Consider the following 17,085-nt stretch of genomic DNA (forward strand, 5'->3'; position numbering starts at 1 on the left):
CACCGAACAAAACCAGTAACGTTGTGTATTAAAATGACACCTCTGAGTATCACTACGATGTGCAGGTATATCGATACTCTCCGCGTCCCACCTGCGCGATCTTCCTCCACGGTCATTCGACGCGTGGGACACGCCACACCCCGGCCCCGCCGGAAGCCCTCCGCAACACGGCCGGAAATCGCCCCCGGAATTCCCCCTTCAGGGCATGGGAGGAAGTGCCTGAAAGACCCGTGGGAAGGGGACGCGGCACGGCGAACACACCCGGCCGGCCACCGACCGTCGCCGGCAGCGGACGACGCGACTCCGCATGGACGGATCTCATGATGCCGGTGCCCCGTTTCGACCGCGCCGGCCATCGACCTGGCATACGCGTCACAATGGCGCCATGCCATTGCCTCTGCCGCTGCCCGCCACGCCCTCCCGGTCCGAGCTGACCGAGCACCTCGTACGCACCCGGATCGCGGGCGACGTGGCCACTCCACGCGAGAACAACCTCTCCCACTACCGCCGGCTCGCGAACGGCGACCGGCACTACTGGCTCGGCCTGGAGCTGGGCGATCGCTGGTCGGACGAGCAGGACGTGCTCGCGGTCATGGCGGAGCGCTGCGGAGTGAGCGACGACCCCGACCACCGGCACGGTCAGGACACCATCGACCCCGAACTGACGGTAAACGCCCTGGACAGGGTCGCCGATCACCTGCGGAAGGCCGCGGAGGGCCGGCAGCGGGTGCTGTTCGCCACCGGACATCCGGGAGCGCTGCTGGACATGCACGGCACCATGGCGATGGCGCTGCGTGCGGCGGGCTGCGAGATCCTCCGGGTGCCGGCCGGGGTGTTCGCCGACGACGGAGTGATCGTGCAGTTCCTGGGCGTCGCGGCGTACGAGCGCGGGGCCTCGCTCTGGCACACCCACTCGCCGGAGCCGATGCGGCAGATCCTCGACACCCGGCGCGGAGCCGGTGAACCGTCTCCGGACCTGGTGATAGCGGACCACGGCTGGGCGGGCTTCGCCGCGGAGCAGGGCTTGGACGCGGTCGGGTTCGCGGACTCCAACGACCCCGCGCTCTTCCTCGGCGAGGCCGAGGGCACGGTCTCGGTCACCGTCCCGCTGGACGACCACGTGACCAGTCCCCGCTTCTACGAGCCCATGACCGCGTACCTGCTGGGCGCCGCGGGGCTGCTACCCGACTGAACCGACCGCAGCGGACCACGACAACCGCTCAGTGAAGCGACCGGAAAACCATTGGCACTCTCCGAGCAGGCCTTCGTACCCTCTCCGCCATGGGAGCCATCGCAGCGATCTTCAACGGGCCGCGCGCCGACGCGTGGTGCGTGTGGAGCGCCCACCTGCCCCTCCGCCCGCGCGGCCGGCGCCCGGCCCTGGTGAGTCAGGACCACCGCCGCGCCTGAACACGCCGCGGTGAGCACGCCGGACCCCTCGGGAAGCCCGTGGCTCATACGCGGGCCGTCCCCCATCCGCGGCTACCCGTGTCCACACGTGTGACGCTCCGCTCCTCGCGGTGCGGCTCACCCGTCCGTGCCGCCTCACGCGGTGCTCCCTGACCCTCGCCGCTCGCCGAGCGATGCCGAAACAACCGAGGTGCGCCCCGGTTCGACGCCCAGCACGGCGCGTCGCCGTCTGAGCCGTACCCGCTACCCGACGCGGCGCCAACGGGCGTCCAGCCACCGTACGACCCTCCCCCTGGGCAGGAGCACGGCGGCGCCTCTGGCGGGACGTCCCGGCATCGACAGCCTCTCCCCGACGGGCGACACTCCCCGATTCGCGCGGCCGTAGCGGACGACCACCACTCCAGGGCCTCCGGTGTCCCCATCGAACCGGACAGGCCGCTGTTCCCGCGCGCCTGTCCTCACACCAGAGGACCGCACCGTGGCACACCGCCGCAAAACCCTCTCACAGAACTTCCTGCGTCAACCCGCCGTCGTACACCGCGTCGTGCGCGCCGCCGCACCGGCCCCGGACGACCTCGTCCTCGAACCGGGCGCCGGCCAGGGAGCGCTCACCCGCCCGCTCGCGGACCGCTGTCGCCTGGTTCTCGCCTACGAGGTCGACCCTCGGCTGAGCGCCCGGCTCACCGCACGGACCCGCGGCCATCCAGGCGTCCAATGGGTGCGGGAGGACTTCCTCCGCGCCCGGCCACCGCGGCAACCCTTCGCCGTGGTCGGCAACATCCCCTTCGCGCGCACCAACGACATCGTCCGCTGGTGCCTCGACGCCCCCGATCTGACCTCCGCCACGCTGCTGACCCAGTTGGAGTACGGCCTCAAGCGCACCGGCGGCTACGGCCGTTGGAGTCTGCTGACCGTACGGTCCTGGCCGGAGCACGAATGGCGGTTCCTGTTCCGTGTCGGTCGGACCGCCTTCGAGCCCGTGCCCCGTACGGATGCCGCGCTGCTCCGTGTCGAACGTCGCGCGGAACCACTGCTTCCGACGGAACGGCTCGCCGCCTACCGGGAGTTCGTCGAACGGGGGTTCACCGGAGTGGGCGGCTCCGTGGCGGCGACGCTCTCCCGCGTGCACGGTGCTCGTCGGGTGCGCGCGGTCTGCCGGGGACTGTCGCTGGACGGCTCGGTGCCGGTGGGATTCGTCCGCCCGGAGCAGTGGCTGGAGCTGTTCCGGGAACTCGGTTGACCGGTCACCCGCTGACCGATTGACGGGTCCGCCCGTACGCGCGGGGCGGCGTACGGGCGGCGGACCGGAAGGGAGCGCGGGCACGGGCGGCCGGCTCAGCTCCTGCCACGCGGCGGGCGGACGAGGCCCTCCTGGATCACCGAGACCGCCAGCGCGCCCTCCGTGGTGAACATCCGCCCCTGCGCCAGCCCCCGGCTGCTCTGCGAGGTCGGGGAGCCCTGGTCGTACAGCAGCCACTCGTCCGCGCGGAACGCCCGGTGAAACCACATCGAGTGGTCCAGGCTCGCGCCCACCACGTCGCCCACCGTCCAACCGCCGCGCCCCTGCGCGAGCAGGACCGAGTCCAGCAGCGTCATGTCCGAGACATAGGTGGCCAGGCAGAGGTGTGTGGCAGGGTCGTCCAGTTCGCCGTCCAGCTTGCCATTCGTACGGAACCAGACCTGGGAGTGCGGCGCACGCGCCTCACCGGCGCTGGCGTACGGCGGGTCCGCGACGTAGCGCAGGTCCACCGCCGCCCGCAGGCGGGACATGCGCCGCACCGCGGCGGTGTCCTGGAACAGGTGCGCGTGTCGGGCGAGCAGCTCGTCGGAGGTCGGGAGCGTCTCCGGATCGGGGGCCTCGGGCATGGGCTCCTGGTGCGTCCTGCCCTCCTCCGCCTGCTGGAAGGAGGCGGTCAGCTGGAATATGGGGCGGCCGTCCTGCACGGCGCGCACTCCCCGGGTGGTGAAGGAGAAGCCGTCCCGGACGCGGTCCACCGTGTACACGATCGGCGTGTCCGGATCGCCCGGCCAGAGGAAGTACGCGTGCAGAGAGTGCGGAAGGCGCCCCGAGGGAACCGTACGACAGGCCGCGGCCAGCGCCTGCGCGGCGATCTGGCCGCCGAACACCCGGCGCGTGTCCGCGGGCACGCTGCCGCCCTGGAATACGTCCCCGTCGACCCGTTCCAAGGTGAGCAGGTCGACCAGCTCTTCGAGTGCGTTCACCGGATTCCTCCGAGGATGCCCCGGCTCCGGGGTCGTACGGGACGCGCGAGGGTCACCTCACGGTCGGGTTCACAGGCCCATCGACTTGGCGATGATGGAGCGCATGACCTCGCTGGTGCCGCCGTAGATGCGGGTCACACGGGTGTCGGCGTACAGCCGGGCGATGGGGTACTCCATCATATAGCCGTATCCGCCGTGCAGTTGGAGGCACTTGTCGATGACCCGGGCCGCGGTCTCGGTGGTGAACAGCTTGGCGGACGCGGCGTCGGCGGCGGTGAGTTCACCGGCGTCGTGCGCCTCCAGGGCCCTGTCGACCACGGCCTGCATCGCGTCCACGTCCGTCCGGCAGTCGGCCAGGACGAACTTGGTGTTCTGGAACGACGCGACCTCCCGGCCGAACACCGTCCGCTCCTTGACGTAGTCGTGGGCGAATCGGACCGCCGCCGCCGCTTGCGCGTAGGCACTCAGCGCGATGCCGAGCCGCTCCTGCGGCAGGTTGTGGGCGAGGTATCCGAAGGCCTCGCCCTCCTCCCCGAGGAGGTCCTCGACGGGCACCCGGACGTCGTCGAAGGCCAACTCCGCGGTGTCCGAGGACTTCAGGCCGAGCTTGTCCAGCGTACGACCGACCGTGTAGCCCTCCGAGGCGGTGTCCACCACCAGGATGGATATGCCGGCGCGCCGGTTCTCCGGGTCCGGCGCGGACGTACGGCAGCAGACGAGCATCCGGTCCGCCTGCGCGCCGCCGGTGATGAAGGTCTTGGCACCGTTGAGGACGTAGTGCGTGCCGTCCGCTGAGAGCTTGGCGGTGGTCCGCATCCCGGCCAGGTCGGAGCCGGTGCCGGGCTCGGTCATGGCGATGGCGGTCATCATGTCCCCGCTGACGAAGCCGGGCAGCCAGCGGCGCTTCTGCTCCGCGTTGGCGTACTTCATGAAGTACGGCAGGCACAGCGCCGTGTGGACGCTCGAACCGCCGAAGCTGACACCGGCGCGGGTGGTCTCCTCCGTCAGCACCGCGTTGAACTTGAAGCTGGTCTCGCCCGCGCCGCCGTACTCCTCCGGGACCTCGATGCCGAAGACCCCCAGTTCGCCCAGCTTCTTGTAGAAGTCCCGGGGAACAACGCCCTCCTCGGACCACCGCGGGTAGTGCGGGACGACCTCGGCCTCGATGAACTCGCGGATGGTCCGACGGAACGCCTCATGGTCCTCGTTGAACACCGTACGCCGCATGGTGTACCTCCACTGCGGCGGAACCGCCGCCATAACGGAACTTCTAAGCGCTTGCTCAGGCCAAGTTACCGGTGCGTTCTTCACACTGTCCAGGGCGCTGGCACGCTCCAGGGCACGCCGGCACCGCCCAGGGACGAACGCAGCGCCGGCCGCTCAGTCGCCTGCCGCTCGGACGCCCGCGCCGCCCGCCATCGTTCCTTCGCGCCCCGCGCTTCCGCCGGCCGCCGCCAGCGCACCGCGGGCCAGGCGATGCAGCAGGGCGGCCGTGGCGTGGCGGTCCGGCAGTCGAGCGGGGCCGTCGAGATGCGGAGTGGAGTTGAGCAGCCCGAAGACGGTGTGCACGGACACCCGGGCCTCCAGCACGGTCAGGCCCGGGTAGACGTCACGCACGGCGGCCACCCACAGCTCGACGTACTGCCGCTGCAGCTTGCGCACCTGCCGGCGGTCAGCGGCCCGCAGCCGGTCCAGCTCCCGATCGTGCAGCGTGATGAGGGAGCGGTCGTCCAGGGCGAAGTCGATGTGCCCGTCCACCAGGGCGGCCAGCGTCGCCTCGGGCGCCAGTCCGGCCGCGGCCGACTCCTCGATCCGCATCCGACCGCCCTCGTGCAGCCGCTCGCTGATTCCCACCAGCAGTTCGGCGAGCATGGCGTCCTTGCCCGCGAAGTGCCGGTAGAGCCCCGGGCCGCTGATGCCGACCGCCGCCCCTATCTCGTCGACCCCGACGCCGTGGAAACCCCGCTCGGCGAACAGCCGGGCAGCCTCACGCAGGATCTGCTCACGGCGGGTGGGAGGGGCCGTATCGGTGCTCATGGCACCCATTCTAGACAGCCGAGTTAATGCTCGTTAACCTTCATGTGGAGTTAACGGTTACTAACGCTCTTCGGGTCGACTGGTCGGCCCGTCGACGGCCCGACGGGCGAGTGGACCGGCGACACTCACAGCAGGCGCACACATGGAGCACGTACGCACAGAGCAGGCGCACACTCACCCGCGGCAGAAGCAAGGGGGCCCAGCGGATGCAGGAGGCAACGACGCTCACCAGCAGCGTCGACGCGGCGTCCGAGTCCGGCAGGACGAACGACGCGGCACACCGTGAACTCGCGGCGAGACTCCGCGAGAAGCTGGCCGCGGCCCGGGCGGGCGGCGGGGCGAGGGCTCGCGAGCGACACACCGCGCGCGGCAAGCTGCTCCCCCGGGACCGCGTGGACGCCCTGCTGGACCCGGGCTCTCCGTTCCTGGAGCTCGCACCACTGGCCGCGGACGGTCTGTACGACGACGCGGCTCCCGCCGCCGGTGTGATCGCCGGAATCGGCCGGATCTGTGGCCGCGAGGTGATGATCGTGGCCAACGACGCCACGGTCAAGGGCGGCACGTACTACCCGATGACGGTCAAGAAGCATCTACGAGCGCAGGAAGTGGCCCTGGAGAACCGCCTGCCGTGCGTGTACCTGGTGGACTCCGGAGGCGCGTTCCTGCCGATGCAGGACGAGGTGTTCCCGGACCGCGAGCACTTCGGTCGGATCTTCTACAACCAGGCGCGGATGTCCGGCGCCGGCGTGCCGCAGATCGCGGCGGTCCTCGGCTCCTGCACCGCTGGAGGCGCGTACGTCCCCGCGATGAGCGACGAAGCGGTCATCGTCCGCGAGCAGGGCACCATCTTCCTCGGTGGGCCGCCGCTGGTGAAGGCCGCGACGGGTGAGGTCGTGACCGCGGAGGAACTGGGCGGGGGCGAGGTGCACTCGCGCGTCTCCGGTGTGACGGACCACCTCGCGGAGGACGACGCGCACGCCCTGCGCATCGTCCGGCACATCGTGGACACCCTGCCCGAGCGTTCCGTACTGCCCTGGCGCGTCCGCCCCGTGGCCGAGCCCGTCGTCGACCCGGCGGAGTTGTACGCCGCCGTCCCGGTCGACTCCCGCACTCCGTACGACGTGCGGGAGGTGATCGCGCGGGTGGTCGACGGCTCGTGCTTCCAGGAGTTCAAGACGGAGTACGGCACCACGCTGGTCACCGGGTTCGCGCACATCCACGGTCACCCGGTCGGCATCGTGGCGAACAACGGCATCCTGTTCGCCGAATCGGCCCAGAAGGGCGCGCACTTCATCGAGCTGTGCGACCAGCGTGGGATCCCCCTGCTCTTCCTGCAGAACATCTCCGGCTTCATGGTCGGGAAGGACTACGAGGCCGGGGGCATCGCCAAGCACGGTGCCAAGATGGTGACCGCCGTCGCCTGCACCAGGGTTCCCAAACTCACCGTGGTCATCGGTGGTTCGTACGGCGCTGGGAACTACTCCATGTGCGGACGAGCCTACGACCCCCGCTTCCTGTGGATGTGGCCGAACGCCAAGATCTCCGTGATGGGTGGGGAGCAGGCCGCCTCCGTGCTGGCCACGGTCAAGCGCGACCAGTTGGAGGCGCGCGGCGAGGAATGGAGTCAGGCGGACGAGGACGCCTTCCGGGCACCCGTCCGCGCACAGTACGACGAGCAGGGAAACGCCTACTACGCCACGGCTCGGCTGTGGGACGACGGCGTGATCGACCCGCTGGAGACTCGTACGGTCCTGGGTCTCGCGTTGACGGCCTGCGCGAACGCCCCACTGCCGCAGAAGGACCCGGCGGTACCCAACTACGGCGTCTTCCGGATGTGAGAGGGATGACGATGTTCGACACCGTACTGGTGGCAAACCGTGGTGAGATCGCGGTCCGGGTCATCCGCGCGCTCCGCGCGTCAGGAATCCGGTCCGTCGCCGTGTACAGCGACGCGGACGCGGACGCCCGGCATGTGCGGGAGGCGGACACCGCGGTGCGGATCGGACCGGTCTCCGCCGCCGAGAGCTACCTCTCCGCGGAGCGTCTGCTCGCCGCAGCTCGACGCACCGACGCCCAAGCGGTACACCCCGGCTACGGCTTCCTCGCGGAGAACGCCGACTTCGCCCGTGCCTGTGCGGACGCGGGAGTCTCCTTCATCGGCCCGCCGCCGGAGGCCATCGAACTGATGGGGGACAAGATCCGCGCGAAGGAGACGGTGCGGGCCGCGGACGTGCCGGTGGTGCCCGGCTCCTCCGGCAGCGGGCTGACCGACGCCGAACTCGCCGCGGCCGCCCGCGACATCGGCATGCCCGTGCTGCTGAAGCCCTCCGCGGGCGGAGGCGGCAAGGGTATGCGGCTGGTCCGGGACACGGCACTGCTGGCCGAGGAGATCGCTGCGGCTCGTCGGGAGGCCCGTGGCTCCTTCGGCGACGACACGCTGCTGGTGGAACGCTGGATCGACCGTCCCCGGCATATCGAGATCCAGGTACTGGCCGACGAGTGGGGCAATGTCGTGCACCTCGGGGAGCGGGAGTGTTCCCTACAGCGCCGGCACCAGAAGATCATCGAGGAGGCGCCCAGTCCGCTGTTGGACGCCGACACCCGCGCGGCGATGGGCGCCGCCGCGGTGAACGCCGCGCGCTCGTGTGGTTACCGCGGAGCGGGCACCGTGGAGTTCATCGTGCCGGGCGGGGAGGCTCCCGCCGGGGACGGGGCCTTGCGTCCGTACTACTTCATGGAGATGAACACCCGGCTCCAGGTCGAGCACCCGGTGACCGAGATGATCACCGGAATCGACCTGGTGGAGTGGCAGCTCCGCACGGCGGCGGGCGAGCGACTGCCGTACTCCCAGGACGACATCACCCTCGACGGCCACGCCATCGAGGCACGCCTCTGCGCGGAGACGGCCCGAGTCGGCACGGACAGGGTGGACTTCCTGCCTTCGGCCGGCACCGTCCATCTGCTGCGTGAGGCGCGGAAGCCCGATGTCCGCACGGACTCCGGACTGGCCCAGGGCACGGAGGTCGGGACGGCGTACGACCCCCTGCTCGCCAAGGTGATCGCGCACGGCGCCAATCGGCAGTCAGCACTGCGCCGGTTGCGCTCCGCACTCGCGGAGACGGTCGTACTTGGAGTGGAGACCAATGCCGGGTTTCTGCGCCGCCTGCTCACCCATCCGTCCGTGCGCTCCGGCGACCTCGACACCGGGCTGGTGGACCGGGACGCGCACACGCTGGTGGAGACGGCCGTACCAGACGAGGTGTACGCCACCGCCGCCCTCCTCCGGCAGGCGGAGCTCGTGCCCGCACCGGCGGAGGGGGCCGGGGCATGGCGCGACCCCTTCTCGGAACCCAGCGGATGGCGACTGGGTGGCGAGGCGGCGTGGACCGTGCACCACCTGCGCGTGCCAGGACACGAGCCCGTCGTCGTACGAGTGCGCGGTGACGCTCGAAGCGCGGAGGTCCGCGTCGACGACGCGGTGTCGCCCAGCGAAGCGACGCTTTCCGGGCCGCGGGGCGCGGGCTCCGGCCCGGAGGCGCCACGGACGCGGCCGGTGTCCGGCGAGGTACGCCTCACCTTGCAGGGCGTCGACCACCACTTCACGCAGGTGTACGCGGACACGGCCCGTTGGCTCAGTCGGGAGGGCGAAGCCTGGCAGGTGCTGGACCACGATCCCGTACGGGCAGCGCTCAGCGGCCGGGCCGGTGCGCACGGCGCGGACGCCCTCACCGCGCCGATGCCGGGCACGGTCACCGTGGTCAAGGCGGCTGCCGGGGACGCGGTCGTGTCTGGTCAGAGCCTGCTGATAGTCGAGGCGATGAAGATGGAACACGTCATCACCGCTCCTTATGACGGCACGGTCACCGAGCTGGACGTCCGCACCGGCAGTGCTGTGGCGATGGACCAGGTGCTGGCCGTGGTGGAGCCACAGCAGGAGGTACGTGATGACTGACGGCCCGGGCCACGGCCTGCCCATGACGGTGCCCGCGCGGGGCCTGCCCTCCGCGGTCCGCATCCACGAAGTGGGCCCACGCGACGGACTGCAGAACGAACAGACGGTCGTTCCCGTCGAGGTGAAGGCCGAGTTCGTCCACCGGCTGGCCGGGGCCGGCCTCCGCACCATCGAGGCCACCAGCTTCGTCCATCCCAGGTGGGTCCCGCAGCTGGCCGACGCCGAGGAGCTGTATCCCAGGCTCACCGGACTGGACGGGATCCGACTGCCCGTGCTCGTGCCCAACGCCCGTGGCCTGGATCGGGCGTTGGCCCTGGGTGCTGGCACTGTCGCCGTGTTCGGGAGCGCCACCGAATCCTTCGCCAAGGCCAACCTGAATCGCACCGTGGAAGAGTCGCTCGCCATGTTCGAGCCGGTGGTGGGTCGGGCCAAGGAAGCGAACACGGAGGTCCGAGGCTATCTCTCGATGTGCTTCGGTGACCCGTGGGAGGGCCCGGTGGCTCTCGAACAGGTGGTCCGGGTATCCCGACGACTACTCGACCTGGGTGTCGACGAACTGAGCCTCGGGGACACCATAGGAGTCGCGACGCCGGGTCACGTCGACGCGCTGCTCCATGCTCTCGGTGAGGAGGGCGTGCCCCCCGAAAGACTCGCCGTGCACTTCCACGACACCTACGGTCAGGCGCTCGCCAACACGCTCGCCGCCCTGCGGCACGGCGTCAGCACGGTGGACGCTTCCGCCGGCGGACTAGGCGGCTGTCCGTACGCCAAGAGCGCCACCGGCAACCTCGCCACCGAAGACCTCGTGTGGATGTTGCACGGGCTCGGCATCGAAACCGGAGTCGACCTCGGTCAACTCACCGCCACCAGCGTCTGGATGGCCGAACGGCTGGGCCGCCCCAGCCCCTCCCGTACCGTCCGTGCCCTCTCCCACAAGGAGTGACCCGTATGTCCCTGGACCACCGCCTCACCAGCGAGCACGAGGAACTCCGCCGCACGGTGGAGGAGTTCGCACACGATGTCGTGGCTCCGAAGATCGGCGAGTTCTACGAACGCCACGAGTTTCCCTACGACATCGTCCGCCAAATGGGCGAGATGGGGTTGTTCGGCCTGCCGTTCCCGGAGGAGTACGGCGGAATGGGAGGCGACTACCTCGCACTCGGACTCGCCTTGGAGGAACTGGCCCGAGTCGACTCCTCGGTCGCCATCACGCTGGAGGCCGGGGTTTCCCTCGGTGCGATGCCCGTGTACCGCTTCGGCACCGCGGAACAACGGCGCGAGTGGCTGCCCAAGCTGTGTTCTGGAGAACTCTTGGGAGCCTTCGGACTGACGGAGCCGGAGTGTGGTTCGGACGCGAGCGGCACGCGAACCACGGCGGTGCGTGACGAGCGGACCGGGGAGTGGGTGATCAACGGCTCCAAGTGCTTCATCACCAACTCCGGTACGGACATCACCGGTCTGGTCACCGTCACGGCGGTCACCGGCCGCAAGGACGACGGTTCCCCCGCCATCTCCACGATCATCGTTCCCGCCGGCACTCCCGGATTCAGCGTCGCAGCCCCCTATTCGAAGGTCGGATGGAACGCCTCGGACACTCGTGAGCTGGCTTTCTCGGATGTTCGTGTGCCGGGGGCGAACCTCCTGGGTGACGAGGGTCGTGGCTATGCCCAGTTCCTGCGCATCCTCGACGAGGGTCGGATCGCGATCTCGGCTCTCGCCACCGGACTGGCACAGGGCTGTGTCGACGAGTCCGTGCGCTACGCCCGCACCCGTACCGCGTTCGGCAAGCCGATCGGCGCCAATCAGGCCATTCAGTTCAAGCTCGCCGACATGGAGATGCGGGCGCACACCTCCCGTATCTCCTGGCGAGACGCCGCCTCCCGGCTGTTGGCGGGTGAGCCTTTCAAGAAGCAGGCGGCACTCGCCAAGCTGTACTCCTCCGAGAGCGCGGTGACCAATGCCCGTGAGGCGACGCAGATCCACGGTGGTTATGGCTTCATGAACGAGTATCCGGTGGCCCGGATGTGGCGGGACTCGAAGATCCTGGAAATCGGCGAGGGCACGAGTGAGGTGCAACGCATGCTGATCGCGCGCGAACTCGGCGTGAGCTGAGTGCCCCTACTTCTACGCCAGGACGCCCCTCTGCCTTGGCAGCCGTGCTGAGATACTGACTCCATGGCCGAAATCCTCCAACCCACGGGCAGCTGGACGTTCGACCGGGAAACCCTGCGCATCGTGCCAGGCAGCGGAAAGGGCGTGCACACTCTCCGGAAGACGCTGGGTGAGGTCGCGGTGCCGTTGGAGGCCGTGGCCGGCATCGCGTACGAGGCCGGCCGCAAGAGCGGAAGACTGCGCTTGCGGCTGCGTACGGGGGCCGACCCACTCGCCCAGGTGGCGAACGGCCGGCTGCCGGACAGCGCGGACCCGTACCAGTTGACGGTGGAGAGCGACCGATCCGGTGTCGCCGAGTACCTGGTGGAGGAGGTCCGCAACGCCCTGCTCTTGGAGCAGGTGCCCGGCACACCCTGTGACCGCTTTCTTCTCCCCGGCCCGTCCATCCCCCTCACGGCGGCCTGCTCTGACGGGACGGCTACCTTCGACGGGGAGCGGGTCCATCTCGAGTGGAACTGGATGGCCGAGGAGAGCAAGTCCTACGCCGGCCCGCGCTCCCTGGCCATCGAGGAGCTGTCCGGGGTGGAATGGACCCCCTCGGTCGGCTGGGAGAACGGCAATCTGCGTTTTCGCCCGAAGGGACCGCACGCCACGATCAAGCCGGAACACGACCCCAACTCCCTGACCCTGTGGGGTATCCGGCAGGCACGGGAAACCTCCGGCGCGGTGCTGCTCGCCGCCGCCGTGACGGTGCGCCTGCCGCACCCCGCCAGCGCGGACGAGAACGCCCCCGCGATCGCGCCGTCGGCAGCCGGTGCTCCCCAGACGGCGGACGGGGCACCCTCGACCGCCACCCCGAACAAGGACGCGCCTGACCACGACGGCCTGCTGCGCCGCCTCCGAGAACTGGGCGAGTTGCACCAAAGCGGCGTACTGACCGACGACGAGTTCGCGACGGCGAAGAAGGCCATCCTGGACCGCTTCTGACCGCCGGAACACGACTGCGCTGTGCCCACCAGGACGCTTGGATGGCATCAGCCACAAGCCGGTCATGGCTGACCGAGCGGCCGTAAGCCGCGCGCCCATGCGCCCGCCCGAAACCGGGGATCCTGCTCCCCCGAGCCGCTCCCGGTAGTCCTACCAGTCGTGCGACGCAGCGCTCGACCAGCCCAGGTCGGCGATGCCGGGCAGCCTCAGGAAGGCCTCGAACCCCGGCTGGCCATCGGTCTCCACCGCCTCGGTCATCGACGCTTCCCTCCCAAGCAGCGAGTCGGGCCGGCGTACCGTTCACGTACGTGCCGGCCCGAGTCGTACGGGTGCCGCACCTCGACGAAGCCGGAGCAGCTCAGCCCGTACGGAATAACCTGACTGTGCTTCATGCCCGGAAAGGCCCGGTTGGCTGGGGAGAGCACCAGTCGGGTGCGCTTCCGCGCCGCCTCCGCGACCTGCGGTGCTGCCCGTGACCTGCCCCGGGACCGCGCCACAGCGCCCCGTCACCGAATCGGCCTCAACGAGCTGGTGACAATCCACAACACCGTTCGCGGACAGTTCGGGCGCGACCCAGAGACGCGAGCCCGACCCCTCCGACACGAGAGGTATCTGCCCGATTCCGGGCAGATTTCTTGCGAAACCAGCAGCACCCCCGCAGTATCAACGGGTGCTCGACAGCCGACCCCCGACACACGACGACCTGATCGACCACCTGGTACGCACCACCGCCCTGGCACGCGGCGAGGCGAACCGGGTGGTGCTGGACGTGCTGGCGTACTTCGACGAGACCACGGAGGAGTTCGTACGCCGTCGCCACCGCGAGCTGCGTTCGGGCGGGTTCCGGAACACGGAGATCTTCGAACGGATCTCCACCGAGCTGCCACACCGTGCCGTGGCTCCGGCGCAGCTGTCCCTGCGACAGCTGCGCCGCATCGTCTACGGCTGAACAGCCGCGGGAGTCGGCGCGCCGCGCCGGCCCGCCCGGCCCCATCGACCACTGCCGAGGAGAAGCGCATGTGCGGAATCGTCGGATACATCGGGAAGCGGGACACCGCCCCGCTGCTCCTGGAAGGACTCCAACGCCTGGAGTACCGGGGCTACGACTCGGCGGGCATCGCCGTCCAGAGTCGCACCGGTGGGTTGCGCACGGCCAAGGCCAAGGGCCGCGTACGGGAGCTGGAGTCCCGTCTGCCCAAGCGGTTCGCCGGCACCGCGGGCATCGCGCACACCCGCTGGGCCACCCACGGAGTGCCGAGCGACGCCAACGCGCACCCGCACGTCGACCCGACCGGCAAGGTCGCCGTCGTACACAACGGCATCATCGACAACGCCGCCGCGCTCCGCGCCGCGCTCGAGGCCGAGGGCGTCGCGCTCGCCTCGGAGACGGACACCGAGGTGCTGGCCCACCTCATCGCCGACGCGCACCAGGACCAGCACACCCTCGAGGGCGCCGTCCAGAAGGCCCTCAGTCGCGTCGAGGGCACCTACGGCATCGCGGTGCTGCACGCGGACTTCCCGGACCGGATCGTCGTCGCCCGCAACGGCTCGCCGGTCGTCCTGGGAATCGGCGAGCGCGAGATGTTCGTCGCCTCCGACGTGGCCGCGCTCGTCTCGCACACCCGCCAGGTGGTCACCCTGGACGACGGGGAGATGGCCACCATCAAGGCCGACGACTACCGTACGTACACCACCGAGGGTTCGCGCACCTCGACGACCCCCGAGACGGTGGAATGGGCGGCCGAGTCGTACGACATGGGCGGCCACGACACCTATATGCACAAGGAGATCGCCGAACAGGCCGACGCCGTCGACCGGGTGCTGCGCGGTCGAATCGACGACCGCTTCGCGACCGTCCATCTCGGCGGTCTCAACCTCGACGCGCGTGCGGCGCGCGGAGTCCGCCGGGTGAAGATCCTCGGCTGCGGTTCGGCCTACCACGCCGGGATGATCGGGGCACAGCTGATCGAGGAGCTGGCGCGGATGCCGGCCGACGCCGAGCCGGCGAGCGAGTTCCGCTACCGCAATCCCGTCGTCGACCCGGACACCCTCTACCTCGCGGTCAGCCAGTCCGGCGAGACGTACGACACGCTGGCAGCCGTCCAGGAGCTGAAGCGCAAGGGTGCCCGGGTGCTCGGCGTGGTGAACGTCGTGGGCTCGGCCATCGCCCGGGAGACCGACGGCGGCGTGTACGTCCACGCCGGCCCGGAGGTCTGTGTCGTCTCCACCAAGTGCTTCACCAACACCGCGGTGGCCCTCGGCCTGCTCGCTCTGCACCTGGGGCGAATCCGGGACCTGTCGGTGGCGGACGGCAAGCGGATCATCGCCGGGCTGCGTCGACTGCCGGCGCAGATCACCGAGGTGCTGCGGAACGAGGCGGCGATCGAGAAGCTGGCGGCGGACTACGCGTCGGCCCGCAGCATGCTGTTCGTCGGCCGGGTCCGAGGCTATCCGGTGGCGCGGGAGGCGTCCCTGAAGCTCAAGGAGGTGTCGTACATCCACGCGGAGGCGTATCCGGCCTCGGAGCTGAAGCACGGACCATTGGCGCTGATCGAGCCCGCGGTGCCGACGGTGGCGATCATGCCGGACGACGACCTGCTGGACAAGAACAGCGCCACCCTGGAGGAGATCAAGGCACGGCAGGGCAGCATCCTGGCCGTCGCGCACCAGGAACAGCAGAAGGCGGACCACACCATCGTCGTGCCGCGGAACGAACCGGAGTTGGACCCCATCCTGCTGGGCATCCCGCTGCAACTGCTCGCCTACCACACGGCGCTGTCCCTCGGCCGCGACATCGACAAGCCGCGCAACCTGGCCAAGTCCGTCACCGTGGAATAGTCGCTCACGCGCGCCGTACGAGGTGCCGTACGAGAGCGGGGAACCCGCGCGGACGAGCAGCGAGCGCGCTGACGGGTGGCGGGGCGGCAAACTCCCGCGCGGGCCACCAACCGCGCGGGAGTCCGCCTCCCGAGGCCGACGTTGCCCATGACGTCGGCGGGTGAGCTGCCATCCCGGGACCGTCACCTCCCGGTTGACAGCGCGCTGTCTCCTATATGCCCGCAACAGGACCGGCACAAGCGAACAATCCACCGGGAACGTCGATTTGGAGCACTCGACCTCAGGGACACGAACCGGATGACGACCGGAACATCCGCGCACTCACGCGCTCGTGCTCACGGCACCACGACGACCGGACGTTGCGCTCGCCGGGCCAACCGCCCGGCGACCGAGCCGAAAAGGCGGCCGACGAGCCCGTGGGTCGAGCCGACCACGATTGCGTCGGCCTCGTACTCCTGGCCGACCTCCTCCAACTCGTGGCAGATGTCGCCGCCTCGCTCGACCAGAATCCACGGCACCTCCGAGAGGTGGTCCGCGCAGGCGAGTTCGAGACCCAGCACCTCGGTCCGATGGTCCGGCACGTCGACGAACACCGGTGGCTCACAGCCCGCCCACACGGTCGTCGGCAGGCGGTTGGCCACATGCACGATGATCAGTCCGGAGTCCGTGCGCCGGCTCATGCCGATGGCGTACGCGAGGGCGCGTTCGCTGGAGGTCGAGCCGTCGAACCCCACCACCACGCCGTGCTTGAACGCCGGATCACAGGAATGGCGCGCGCTTTCCTCCACATCAGGTGTGGCCGCTGAGTCGGCGACCTGACTGCGGTCCGCGGGTTCGGGGATCTCGTGTCCAGCCATGGTGTCTCGGCGCAGGGAGTCCTCTTGCGGAGGGAACGGCGGTTGACGGGTGAGGCGACATCGTAACGAGCGGGTACGGGATTCTTGGTTTCCAGCCCTCTACCCCAAGAATACGGCGACACTCCCCCTCTCCCGGAACTGTCGGGCAACGGCCACCGGGCGTGCGCTGACCCCGGAGCATGCCGGAACAGGACGCGTGGCGCAATCCACGGTCACGCTCCTTACACCCCGGCGGGCGCCCCGTAGGGGACACCCCAGGACGCCGGCATACACCCCATAACGGGAGGCTGCCGACGCATGGCCGGTGCTCAAGGGCCCCACCCGACCTGGGAGCGCGACCGGTCCCGTGCTGGCGGCTACCAGCCAGCTCAGCCCCTCGTTTTTCGGCCAACTTACGGGCCGCGCTAAGCGCCTGCTCGCACCCCGCGCACACCCCTCGTCACCAGGCAGGAAAGGAGTGAATCCGAGCGGCGCACCCTACGAAGGCGGGGTGTTCGGCGGACGCGCACTACACAACCGGGCCGCCGAGTGGAACGCTTCGTGATCGAATGCTTTACGCCAAGTTGCCTTGTCGACAAAACGTCGAGAGCCGAAGTTGTCACTGCGGCCTCGCCGGACCCAGTAGATTCGATCTTGGCTACCGCCGCCGGGGGAATAGTGCAGGACCGA

General features: G+C 69.7%; 14 protein-coding genes. 10 read left to right on the forward strand and 4 right to left on the reverse strand.

The window, feature by feature from the left end:
* The first annotated feature begins 385 nt into the window (after nt 1-385).
* The 3 genes from AN216_RS15225 (at nt 386) to erm (ending at nt 2,650) form a co-directional block, all read left to right on the forward strand.
* A complete protein-coding gene (locus AN216_RS15225) occupies nt 386-1,192 on the forward strand; it encodes a phosphatase (RefSeq protein WP_170843130.1) in 807 nt (268 codons plus the stop codon).
* A gap of 89 nt (nt 1,193-1,281) precedes the next feature.
* A complete protein-coding gene (locus AN216_RS30715; RefSeq protein ID WP_275522331.1) occupies nt 1,282-1,410 on the forward strand; it encodes a hypothetical protein in 129 nt (42 codons plus the stop codon).
* A gap of 478 nt (nt 1,411-1,888) precedes the next feature.
* Nucleotides 1,889-2,650, forward strand: a complete 762-nt coding sequence (gene erm, locus AN216_RS15230) for an ErmE/ErmH/ErmO/ErmR family 23S rRNA (adenine(2058)-N(6))-methyltransferase (RefSeq protein ID WP_070197191.1) — start codon at nt 1,889-1,891, stop codon at nt 2,648-2,650.
* Nucleotides 2,651-2,745: 95 nt separating this feature from the next.
* Here erm and AN216_RS15235 read toward each other — a convergent pair whose 3' ends face one another.
* From AN216_RS15235 to AN216_RS15245, 3 genes are all read right to left on the reverse strand, one after another.
* Entirely contained in the window at nt 2,746-3,633 is an 888-nt protein-coding gene (locus AN216_RS15235; RefSeq protein WP_070197192.1) for an acyl-CoA thioesterase, read from the reverse strand.
* Nucleotides 3,634-3,702: 69 nt separating this feature from the next.
* Complete coding sequence (locus tag AN216_RS15240) at nt 3,703-4,860, reverse strand: acyl-CoA dehydrogenase family protein (protein WP_070197193.1); 1,158 nt, start codon at nt 4,858-4,860, stop codon at nt 3,703-3,705.
* A gap of 153 nt (nt 4,861-5,013) precedes the next feature.
* Nucleotides 5,014-5,679 carry an SACE_7040 family transcriptional regulator gene (locus AN216_RS15245; protein WP_107401993.1) on the reverse strand — a complete coding sequence of 222 codons (666 nt, stop codon included), beginning with the start codon at nt 5,677-5,679 and terminating at the stop codon, nt 5,014-5,016.
* Between the two features lie 197 nt (nt 5,680-5,876).
* On the opposite strand from AN216_RS15245, the gene AN216_RS15250 reads away from it, so the two are divergent.
* From AN216_RS15250 to glmS, 7 genes are all read left to right on the forward strand, one after another.
* Entirely contained in the window at nt 5,877-7,508 is a 1,632-nt protein-coding gene (locus tag AN216_RS15250; RefSeq protein WP_070197194.1) for a carboxyl transferase domain-containing protein, read from the forward strand.
* Between the two features lie 11 nt (nt 7,509-7,519).
* Entirely contained in the window at nt 7,520-9,622 is a 2,103-nt protein-coding gene (locus AN216_RS15255) for an acetyl/propionyl/methylcrotonyl-CoA carboxylase subunit alpha (RefSeq protein WP_070197323.1), read from the forward strand.
* The gene (locus tag AN216_RS15260; RefSeq protein ID WP_070197195.1) at nt 9,615-10,565 is read left to right on the forward strand and encodes a hydroxymethylglutaryl-CoA lyase; all 951 of its coding nucleotides are present in this window, start codon (nt 9,615-9,617) and stop codon (nt 10,563-10,565) included. Before AN216_RS15255 ends, AN216_RS15260 begins: the two co-directional genes overlap by 8 nt.
* Before the next feature lie 5 nt (nt 10,566-10,570).
* Nucleotides 10,571-11,734 (forward strand): acyl-CoA dehydrogenase family protein, encoded by a 1,164-nt coding sequence (locus tag AN216_RS15265; RefSeq protein WP_070197196.1) that lies wholly within the window; start codon nt 10,571-10,573, stop codon nt 11,732-11,734.
* A 63-nt stretch (nt 11,735-11,797) separates the two neighbouring features.
* Entirely contained in the window at nt 11,798-12,721 is a 924-nt protein-coding gene (locus tag AN216_RS15270) for a DUF4429 domain-containing protein (protein ID WP_070197197.1), read from the forward strand.
* A 670-nt stretch (nt 12,722-13,391) separates the two neighbouring features.
* Nucleotides 13,392-13,670 (forward strand): hypothetical protein, encoded by a 279-nt coding sequence (locus AN216_RS15275; RefSeq protein ID WP_070197198.1) that lies wholly within the window; start codon nt 13,392-13,394, stop codon nt 13,668-13,670.
* 68 nt (nt 13,671-13,738) lie between these two features.
* On the forward strand, nt 13,739-15,559 hold the full coding sequence (gene glmS, locus AN216_RS15280; protein WP_070197199.1) for a glutamine--fructose-6-phosphate transaminase (isomerizing): 1,821 nt from the start codon (nt 13,739-13,741) through the stop codon (nt 15,557-15,559).
* Between the two features lie 335 nt (nt 15,560-15,894).
* On the opposite strand, the gene AN216_RS15285 is transcribed toward glmS, so the two are convergent.
* Nucleotides 15,895-16,416: a universal stress protein gene (locus AN216_RS15285; protein WP_070197200.1), complete on the reverse strand. Its 522-nt coding sequence runs from the start codon at nt 16,414-16,416 to the stop codon at nt 15,895-15,897.
* Nucleotides 16,417-17,085 lie beyond the last annotated feature (669 nt).

This window comes from Streptomyces oceani (assembly GCF_001751245.1).
GTDB classification, from domain to species: domain Bacteria; phylum Actinomycetota; class Actinomycetes; order Streptomycetales; family Streptomycetaceae; genus Streptomyces; species Streptomyces oceani.

Excerpts from the sequence above, each read along its gene's own strand:
- AN216_RS15225 (WP_170843130.1), top strand. The coding sequence starts at position 386 with ATGCCATTGCCTCTGCCGCTGCCCGCCACGCCCTCCCGGTCCGAGCTG.
- AN216_RS30715 (WP_275522331.1), top strand. The coding sequence starts at position 1,282 with ATGGGAGCCATCGCAGCGATCTTCAACGGGCCGCGCGCCGACGCGTGG.
- AN216_RS15240 (WP_070197193.1), bottom strand. The coding sequence starts at position 4,860 with ATGCGGCGTACGGTGTTCAACGAGGACCATGAGGCGTTCCGTCGGACC.
- AN216_RS15245 (WP_107401993.1), bottom strand. The coding sequence starts at position 5,679 with ATGGGTGCCATGAGCACCGATACGGCCCCTCCCACCCGCCGTGAGCAG.
- AN216_RS15250 (WP_070197194.1), top strand. The coding sequence starts at position 5,877 with ATGCAGGAGGCAACGACGCTCACCAGCAGCGTCGACGCGGCGTCCGAG.
- AN216_RS15255 (WP_070197323.1), top strand. The coding sequence starts at position 7,520 with ATGTTCGACACCGTACTGGTGGCAAACCGTGGTGAGATCGCGGTCCGG.
- AN216_RS15260 (WP_070197195.1), top strand. The coding sequence starts at position 9,615 with ATGACTGACGGCCCGGGCCACGGCCTGCCCATGACGGTGCCCGCGCGG.
- AN216_RS15265 (WP_070197196.1), top strand. The coding sequence starts at position 10,571 with ATGTCCCTGGACCACCGCCTCACCAGCGAGCACGAGGAACTCCGCCGC.
- AN216_RS15270 (WP_070197197.1), top strand. The coding sequence starts at position 11,798 with ATGGCCGAAATCCTCCAACCCACGGGCAGCTGGACGTTCGACCGGGAA.
- glmS (WP_070197199.1), top strand. The coding sequence starts at position 13,739 with ATGTGCGGAATCGTCGGATACATCGGGAAGCGGGACACCGCCCCGCTG.
- AN216_RS15285 (WP_070197200.1), bottom strand. The coding sequence starts at position 16,416 with ATGGCTGGACACGAGATCCCCGAACCCGCGGACCGCAGTCAGGTCGCC.